At 56.1% G+C, this 8,851-nt stretch carries 7 protein-coding genes and 2 pseudogenes; 3 read left to right on the top strand and 6 right to left on the bottom strand.

All coding sequences use genetic code 11. The annotated features are described in order from the left end of the window. The coding region (locus RHOOR87_RS20660) for a DUF6531 domain-containing protein (protein ID WP_231381814.1) at nucleotides 1-821 on the bottom strand (821 nt) is incomplete at its 3' end. Nucleotides 822-1,095: 274 nt separating this feature from the next. Here RHOOR87_RS20660 and RHOOR87_RS0115750 point away from each other — a divergent pair. After that, nucleotides 1,096-1,472 (top strand): annotated as a pseudogene (locus RHOOR87_RS0115750) (transposase); the annotation flags it as partial. 32 nt (nucleotides 1,473-1,504) lie between these two features. On the opposite strand, the pseudogene RHOOR87_RS20495 reads toward RHOOR87_RS0115750, so the two are convergent. The 5 genes and pseudogenes from RHOOR87_RS20495 to RHOOR87_RS20500 all read right to left on the bottom strand — a co-directional run. After that, a pseudogene (locus RHOOR87_RS20495) lies at nucleotides 1,505-1,669 on the bottom strand (IS30 family transposase); the annotation flags it as partial. 192 nt (nucleotides 1,670-1,861) lie between these two features. Continuing rightward, nucleotides 1,862-3,217: a TniQ family protein gene (locus tag RHOOR87_RS20000; protein ID WP_081700016.1), complete on the bottom strand. Its 1,356-nt coding sequence runs from the start codon at nucleotides 3,215-3,217 to the stop codon at nucleotides 1,862-1,864. Next, nucleotides 3,217-4,185 (bottom strand): AAA family ATPase, encoded by a 969-nt coding sequence (locus tag RHOOR87_RS20005; protein WP_196806988.1) that lies wholly within the window; start codon nucleotides 4,183-4,185, stop codon nucleotides 3,217-3,219. The genes RHOOR87_RS20000 and RHOOR87_RS20005 overlap by 1 nt, the downstream gene beginning before the upstream one ends. A 98-nt stretch (nucleotides 4,186-4,283) precedes the next feature. Then, complete coding sequence (locus RHOOR87_RS20010; RefSeq protein WP_155950963.1) at nucleotides 4,284-6,725, bottom strand: DDE-type integrase/transposase/recombinase; 2,442 nt, start codon at nucleotides 6,723-6,725, stop codon at nucleotides 4,284-4,286. A 315-nt stretch (nucleotides 6,726-7,040) separates the two neighbouring features. After that, nucleotides 7,041-7,304: a hypothetical protein gene (locus tag RHOOR87_RS20500; RefSeq protein WP_155950964.1), complete on the bottom strand. Its 264-nt coding sequence runs from the start codon at nucleotides 7,302-7,304 to the stop codon at nucleotides 7,041-7,043. A gap of 361 nt (nucleotides 7,305-7,665) precedes the next feature. Here RHOOR87_RS20500 and RHOOR87_RS0115770 point away from each other — a divergent pair, with 361 nt between their 5' ends. Next, the gene (locus tag RHOOR87_RS0115770; RefSeq protein WP_027485558.1) at nucleotides 7,666-8,142 is read left to right on the top strand and encodes a hypothetical protein; all 477 of its coding nucleotides are present in this window, start codon (nucleotides 7,666-7,668) and stop codon (nucleotides 8,140-8,142) included. Nucleotides 8,143-8,146: 4 nt separating this feature from the next. Next, the gene (locus tag RHOOR87_RS20015) at nucleotides 8,147-8,851 is read left to right on the top strand and encodes a metallophosphoesterase (RefSeq protein ID WP_081700019.1); all 705 of its coding nucleotides are present in this window, start codon (nucleotides 8,147-8,149) and stop codon (nucleotides 8,849-8,851) included.

Raw genomic sequence — 8,851 nt, forward strand, 5'->3', positions numbered from 1 at the left:
CCCACGGCATTGAAGGGCCCCGGAACGGGGGCTCCGTCTGTCGTCCCGAAAAAGGCCGTCGTGGACTGGAAATCCAGGCTGGATCCATCGGGTCGTGTAAAGGTGACCGGCCCGCAACGAATGGGACGATCCGGATTACCTCCCGTACTCTCGTAGTAACAGATGGTATCCAGCTTGTAATCCAGATTGGTGGTCCACGTTCCCACGTTTGTCGTGCATGGAGCGTTGGATCCAGCGCAGGAAAAACGGGAGTTGTAATACCTTTCGAAGGTCAGACCCATTTCGCCGGGTTCGGCGAAATCGGTAATCTTTTCTATCTTGCTGCCTGAGCTTGTATCAATAGGATCGGCGACGGTTGCTGCGCTCTTTTGTGGCGTAGCTTCATCGCATGGGGTTTTTGGATGTTTGCTGTTCTGCTGGTTGGCCGTGGCCTGAGTACTGTTACTGGTATGTACAGAACCGGCACCGTCTGGGCCCGCGCTAACGGAACCATTTCCGTAGCCTCGATCATCGTTAACCCAAACCCACCCACAACCGCCACCGGTGACGTTGGTAGTTACCGTTCCATCATCATTAGGAGAATATGAAATTGTTTGCCAAGTGCTTCCGCACTCCCACTCCATACGGTCCACCGCCTTGGCCTGGCGGGGTGCAGCGAGTAGCCCCAAGGCCATAGCAAGGAACAAGAAAAAACACGGCAAGGAAGTCATTCGGACCTGTGGCCATAGCGTACTGGGTCTGAAGCTTTTTCCTTTGTCTTGCATCGCAAGCGAAGCCAGTGCGACTGCCGACAGGCAGTTCCCTTGCCAATTCAGCTTCATGTCTGTCCCCTGTCTGGTATGACGTCTAAGCCCCGTCCGAAGACTCCAACTACGACAACGGCACTGTCAACAAGCAAGTTCTTGCGGATGGTCCTATATGGGTCTTCAATGCATGCACCTCTAATCTCCCAAAACGGACTCGCCTAGAGCCAGTCACGTCGGCCGGCGGAAACGCCATATAATCAAGCCTATTGCCAACTGTGCGCGGTAATCCCCCGCAGGTTGGCTGACGCCAGAAGTGGAATTTTCTCGTAGTCTTTCCCGAGGAGGTTCCATGAAAAAGTCCCGATTCACCGATAGCCAGATCCTGGCCGTACTCAAGCAAGCCGAAGCGGGAACACCGGTGCCGCAGCTGTGCCGCGAGCACGGCATCAGCTCGGCGACGTTCTACAAGTGGCGCAGCAAGTTCGGCGGCATGGATGCGTCGCTGATGTCCCAGCTCAAGGAGCTGCAGGACGAGAACCGGCGCCTGAAGAAGATGTACGCCGACACGCAGCTCAGTGCTGATCTGCTGAAGGAGGCGATGGCAAAAAAATGGTGAGGCCATCTCAACGCCGGGAGATGGCCCGATGGGCAGTGGAGAACGGGCGCACGAGTATCCGGCACGCCTGCCAGACGTTTGCACTGAGCGAGACCGGCTATCGCTACCGGGCCAAGCCGAGGGCTCGCTCCGAACGGCATCACTGTCGAGGCATGATCCCGCCTGACTCCGCGAGAATACGCTGAATCGACGAATGGTTACGGTCAAACAGCTGTGCGATTTGCTGCTGCGACTGACCCTTTTGCCAGCACTCCCACATCTGCGCCTTCTGGCTATCGCTGTAGTAAATCCGATGGCGATACTTCATCTGCAACACTCCTGCTGCTCAAGGCAGCGTCCAGTGTGTGTTGCATCCACCGATTGAATCCGCCGCCGAAGTTGGCCGTTCGACCCCCGCCGCTGGCGAGCCCGGCCAGTTCTACTGGCAATGGGGACAGGCTCGAAATCAGGATGTGGGCAACGCGATGGCGGTGATGGGTAGCGTGGCCGCCGGCCGCGGTCAGTTTCGCTGGCGAAGCTGGTCAGCTGCTGTGGCGAAGATGGGCAGGTGGCTGGCGCTTTTTGCATCAACTGCGGTCAGCGCTGGTAACCACCATTGCTGAATGGCTTCTCGCAACACATTTTTTGGGATGCCGGTTTCACGTATCAAATAAGCCAAGAGTCCTTTCCGTGACAGTGGCTTGCTGTGCCTTAGACGCCAAGTCTGGATTTCGTTGAAAGTGGCCTCTCGAGCTTGAATTTTCTTTCGGTTGAGCTCTGCTGTGAGATGGCCGGCCCACGCCAACGACAATCGATTCACAAGCCCAGGAAAATGGTAGCGCATGGCTCCGACTGTGGTCCCAATGTCTCGCGCAGCTTGCCTCAACGATATTGGGGTACTTGCTTCCAGCCCAGCTAGCAGCCTCTCCTCGATCGCCTTAGTGTCGACTTTTGATCCACGTTTATTTGGTTGCATGGACTCCGGCAGAAGTTGCTCTGTCGCAAAGCCAAATGACTGTACGGACGGAAAGTCACCCTGGAGGAGCTCGCAGAGCGGCATTTCCAGCAGATAGGCAATTCGGCGCGCGGCAGGCAAGGTTACTGGTTCGTCGGCGGACGCGTACCTGATGCACTCATCGCGAGGCAGCCGCTTCCAGAGTTCTCTCTCGCGCTCGCTCGCCCAGGCCGCGTTGAATACTTGGTCAACATAACGATTGGTGGCCCCATCAGGGAACGGGGCATTCCTGTGCACTAGATCACCAACGAACCTGATCAGATCAGGCGCTGTTGCCTCTGGGTCGATCTCAAGAACATCATCAGCGCTTACTCTGTTCAAGGGTGCCGCACAGTGCTGGCAGGCCGCGAAAGCGCCCCAACGGTTCATTGGACGGGCCATCTGTTGGCAGATCGGGCATCGATCCCGGAGTCGGATACGGTGGACTGCACAGGTCTCCACTCCATTCAGAAACCAAACTAGTTTCAGATAATCGGCACCGTGCTCAACCTCCTGTTCGCCCAGACATCCCGGACACCATCGAACAGTATTTGTATAGGTGTTCGCTGACCGCTTGAGCGCGGGCATGAGATGAGCAAATGTTCCATGAATCAGCGTATCGAGCGGCTCGATGACATGCGTAGAAGTACATTTGAGAACCCCCAACGTAGTCGCATTCGGGCGTACCAAGCCCGCAAAAGGCTGCGATTGGACCCCCGCTGCCAACGCGTTGCATGTACCTGCGTCCTCCGCGAGCAACAGTCGCAATAGGTGCCCCGTGGTGATGCCGTGGCTGGACGCTAGGCGGATGAGATACGACGGGAAAGCTTCAATATCCTGCGTTCCCATTCCGATCATCTTTAGCGGAAGTAGGTCGGCCATTAGGCTCGCCCGCCGGCCGCACTGCGCCGCGATTTTCGTTGAAACGGTTTTCGGGTCGACGTTTTCTTCTCGCTCGCAGGTTTAGGCGCAGAGCTTTGGACAGGAGGGGAAATTTGCTCGTGGGCACGTTTGAGGTCCTCTTCTCCGATCAAAATTTCCGCGAGAAGATCGCGCTCTTGCAACGAAGGAAGTCTAGTGGACTGGAGACGTTCGAGAGTTACGGTATCGGCCTCGTCGGCCAGCATCGAAGCCAGGCATGCACGAATCCATTGGGACAACAGACCAACGCAGCCCAACGAGCCATCAAATAGCGTGCGATTCCAAGTACTGAGCGATTCGCCGTCTTTGAGCTGAAGCAGTTCATTGAACTCGCGCAGCACCTGTTCCCAATTCTCTACCTCAGTACGAGAAGTTGCTTTGTAGCGACCGAAATTAAGAGGTTGCTGACGCCCAATCAGATGAGGCGCAAGACCCAATAGCGAGAGGAGCTTGTAGGAACCGGAGAGTACGAGTTTGACCTTGGCCTTGCTGGCCAGACATTTCCACGAATCAAGCACTCGGGTAGCCGCATTGTCCCCACCCGCGACATATTGAACGTGATGAGCCTCATCAATGACCAAGTACTCGACCTGTCGCAATTTCAGGGCGCGCTCAAATGCGTCGCGTAAGGTAGCTTCAGATGTCTTATGCAGCAGCTGATCGAATTTGGACCCCCAGAGGTCATCGTTTGCCGGACCTCCATAGATGGGATGTCGGATCGCTTTGAGGCAAGCGACCATAAAAGCCTTGGTCGAGAATTCTCCGCCTTTAGACGAATTCTCCGCCTCGACCATCACCACGCGCATCGTGCCTTCGGTATCAGGCACATTCACAAACGGAACAGAAAGCGCGTCGCTGATACAGCGTGACTTGCCAACTCGCGAAGGCCCCACTAGGACGATCAGTTCTCCAGGCCAGATGGCACGCACGCCGGAAAGGATGCGTCTTCTGATATGGACGTATCGTTTGTGCTATATCTTTCGGTCACCGATGGCATCGATCGCTTTTGGTATCCAATCTCCCTTCTTCACCATTGCGGCGTCTCCAGCTTGTGAAGCTCGCTCGACGCTGCTTCGGCGAAGAAGTCCACTGCTCCCGGCGGCTCGACGGCTTCAGTCATGAGAGGAGGTGCCGTCGCGGCGGAGCTTTGGAAAGTAGAGCCTGCCTGACGCGCGCGAACGGCATGGACCAGATTGCGGTCGGCGTCTTCTTTCACGACCTCGCGCATCTTGCTGCCGTCCAACATCACGACGCCTTCGACCGCCTGCGCCAGTGACGTCTGGGTGAGGTAAATGGGTGCCCTAGACGCCAGACAAGTCACCCATGTCTCTCTAACCAATGCATAGACACGGTATGGGTCTTCGGGATCAATGCGCGCCTCAGCGGCACCACGGCGACGCAGTCCCGATAGCCGCGGATCCCAGTAATAAAACGCGCCGATATGCAGACCGCGCTGCGGATCGAGCTTGTAGGTCTCCGCATCCACCGCTGTAGCGATAACGAACGTGTCGTCGTAAGCGCACTTCCGGCCCGAGCAACCATACTGGGCCAACCCTCGCTGCATGAGTACCCTGGGCGCCGCGAGACTTGAATCGGTAGCGTAGCTATCGAACCATGTGTTGAAGACAAGCAGATCTTCCCAGAGGTCGAGCAGTGTCAGGCACGCATGCCTTTCCGGCCGATGGCTACCGGAAACACTTCGAATCTCTTTGATAGAAATCTTGTTGCCTGGGCGAAGCGATAGCCAAAGGTCCTTGAACTGGCCGAAGAATCGTTCACTTTCGCACCCATAACGAGGGTGCCCCGAAGGGCGGCGCATCAAGTTGACCTTGCAATGTGCCAGCAGCCCGGAAAAGTACACCGAAGAAAAATCTGCACCACCATCAACGATGATCGTTTCGGGCAATCGCCCGTGAGTGCGCAAGCACTGACGCATGATCAGTGCACAATTGCGGCGACTTGGCGCCTTCAACTGAAGCCAGAACGCCAACACCGACTTCGTATAGCAGTCCCGTAGCACAGTGAGCCAAGGCAGCATCGCATAGGTCATGCCGTTCGCATCAAGCACCTCGCAGTACAGGTCGATGAGGTAGTGATCACAGGAGGCCAACTCGAATGGCCTGCTGGCCTGGAGCGCACGATCCATGACATCCGTCGGCTCTTCCACGGCGTTGGCGGCACGGTTGCCTCCACGCGCGCCCGCAAGTGCATCCTTGAGCTCGTCAAGAATTTTGCGAAACGTGGGTTTGGTCAGCGGCTTGTAATCCGGATGAAATGCCTCTGCATCGGTCCAATAAATGCGATATAGGGCTCTTGGTGTCGGTCGCTCCATTGCCGGCCAGCAGGTTCTAATCACATGCTCGGCGAAAGCCAGTACGACCTCCGGTCGTTTCGGGTCCCGGTTTCCCGAGAGATGATGTTTTGGTGTGAGCGCTACTACCGGAGAGAGACCAGCTAGTTCTCCTTCTCGAAGCTTGCTTTTCCAGCGTCTTGCGCTTCTTCCTACCAGCCCATCCTTCAATTCCTCAACAATGGCGACGCCTCGCTTCAGGTACCGGGCCGAAGGCAGCTGAAGTCGACCAGCTTGTCCCGCGAGTTGATGATCGGGATCGCGGGACAATTGAAGCCAAGCCCCATACACTTCTTCGCGAAGCAGGCATGGATCGTCGGTTATGAAGCACGCTTCCGGCTGAGTCAGTGAGAAGCGAGCCAAGTCGGTGAATAGCCGACGATGAGCCAGCAGCCCCAGCAGGGGGGTCAAATCTACCAAACCTAAAGCCCTGGCGACTTCGCCTAGCGAGCTAATTCCCGACTTTCGCAAGTACGCTAGGCATGCTTCTGTCGTCGCGTCATCCGCGGAAGGCTCGTCCAGAGATTGAATGAGCAGCGCAATATTTGAAGTTCGTTGTCGATCCAAATCTGCGCTACACACCACTTTGTGCGGAAGACCGACGCGGGATAGGCCTTCCTCTGCAGCGATGTCTCGATAGATCCCCCTCTCGAAAACCCAGTCCGCCGAATTACCCACCAACTTATCGAGAATATGTTTGGGCTTGATCTGCGCGAGGAATGGGCCGTCTTTATGCAGTACCAACATGTCGGGAACATAAGTCGTCAGCCTGCGCTTTCCTGACTTCAGGGATCGACTACAGTCAACTTTTGGAGGTTGCTCAAAAAAGCCTACGACCATGGGGTCAAAATCTAAGTGGATGGCATAGGACAGCTCACCCGTACGGCTCTCGGTGTTGACGGAGAAACCCATTTTGTATGACTGATATTCGGTTTTGATGCAGGTGTAGTTATTTCCTCCCACATCTCTCGCAAGGCCCGCTGCCGCATAGCGAATGTAGTCGGCAGTTTCTTGAGCTAGCTCGTGATCAGAAATGTAGGCTTCAAGGTCGGGCCGTGAAAAGGACATAGTCACCCCTTCGCCGCGTGCGGCAAATTCGTTGCAGGAGAGTTTGCCCACGACAAATCAGAAGGCTGCGACTGTCGATCAGACAGCACCAAGCCTCCCGGCCTGATCGGGGCTTGCAGTCAAGTCGAAAAGGGGGTTACAGTCAGAACACGCGCTACCAACGCTGGTCTACGACAACCTCGGCCCCAAGCCGGGGTTTGTCGTTTCTGGCCCCCTATTGCCTAGCCCATAGGGGGTTCCTCCTTAGAACAAAACCACGACTCTGACGAGCGGTGGCTTTTTGACTGGACGAATCCTCGGCCGTCTCGCACCGGCCTGATGAGGCCATCGCCACTTTGGCCCACCAGGTGGGTGAGTTCGCGCGCTTCATGAAGCAGGACGGAACTCGGACAACTGCTCGGAAAGGCGATAGGCAGCTGATAGCCATTTCGCCACATCAAGGCTTCGCAGGAAGGTTCCACGACGTCCGGGAAGCGAGACACAGGGAATAGGAAGCGAACCTCTGGAAGCCGCTTTGCGCGCCACATCCAAGCTTGGATAGGACAACCTTCGCCAGATACGAGAGAGCGGAATGTATGGCCCGTACTCATCATCCAATTCTTGGCGAAGCAGTTCGTACTTTGCTTTCATGCGACCACCCGAGCGACCTTCAATCAATCGCGTTATTCGAAATAAACCACGTCGTCCGGACATAGACAAGTACTTTTGGACGTCCATATGCTCAATTGTTCGTCGTGCAATGTTTTTGCAAAAGTACGAATCCGCGGCGTTAAAAACATGTCTTTCCGATGTTGTGTTTAGTCACTACAAACACGAAGGCATCAAACTGCTGTAGTTGTCCCGGATGTACGTACCTGCACGATTGGATGCAATTTCTAGATGCCTTGCGCAAGGCGCAGGCGATTGCTGCCGATCTGCACTGGGAGGTGCCGCGTGACGGCGTGGTCTATCACTGTAAGACTTAAACTACGAATAGATGGTTGGACGCGTTGTGAGACTTTTTCTCGATGTGGAATGGGCCGATGTGCTTGCCAGCGAACTGGTGTCGATTGCGTTGGTTTCCGACGATGATCAACACCAGTTCTATGGCGAGCGAGATCCACTGCCTGCCGAACCTTTGCCGTGGGTGGCTTCGGTGGTGTATCCGCTGCTGGAGCGTGGGGCGTCAGCGATGAACGATGCTGCCCTCACCCGCTTCTTGCGCGAGTTCCTGTCCACGATTCCGGAACCATGGATCTGCTATGACTCGGGTCAAGATCGAGGTCTCTGCCAGTTCGTCATCGATGGCATGAATGAAGTCGAGCCCGATGGGCCCACGGTCGAAGTGTGCTGGCAGCGTCTCGAAGACATGGCTTCGGCGTGTGAGCGGTGGTGGAAAGACCATCCGGAGCATCGATTACAACGGCACCACGCGCGCTTCGATGCGATGGCGTTGCGCGGGGCCTATTTGAGCCGCTGGAGCACGTGAACGCATGCGGATTTTCTTCTGCGGTGATCCACATGGCCACTTCGAGCACATCCATGCTGCTGTGCGTGAGCATCGCCCGGCCGCGATTGTGCTGTTGGGCGACTTGCAGCCGCCGGAGCCGCTGGAGCATGCCTTGAAGCCTATCTTGGGTCTCACCGAGGTCTGGTGGATTCACGGCAACCACGACACCGACAGCGATGCCGACTATGACAACCTGTTCGGATCAGCACTGGCCGACCGCAACCTGCATGGCCGAGTGGTGGAGGTGGCTGGAACGCGTGTCGCGGGACTGGGTGGCATCTTTCGAGGACAAATTTGGAATGCACCCGACGTGCCACTATATGCGTCGAAAAACGATTTCCTTGCTCGCTGCGGAAAGGGGAATCGTTGGCGTGGGGGGATGCCACGGAAGCATCGGAGCACCATCTTTCCTGATGACTACCAAGCACTCATGAACGAACGGGCCGACATCCTTGTGACCCATGAAGCACCAAGCTGCCATTGGCATGGTTTTCGAGAAGTCGATAATCTTGCGCGTGGCTTGAAGGTGAAAACGACTTTCCATGGCCATCACCACGAACAGATCGACTATGGTCAAGACGAAATCGAGCGGCTTGGCTTCACGCCTTACGGTGTCGGGTACTGCGGGATTCGAGATCAATTCGGGACGATCGTTCCGATCGAAAATCGACGTCCCGCAAAGTTTTGA

Source organism: Rhodanobacter sp. OR87 (genome assembly GCF_000473345.1).
GTDB classification, from domain to species: Bacteria; Pseudomonadota; Gammaproteobacteria; order Xanthomonadales; family Rhodanobacteraceae; genus Rhodanobacter; species Rhodanobacter denitrificans.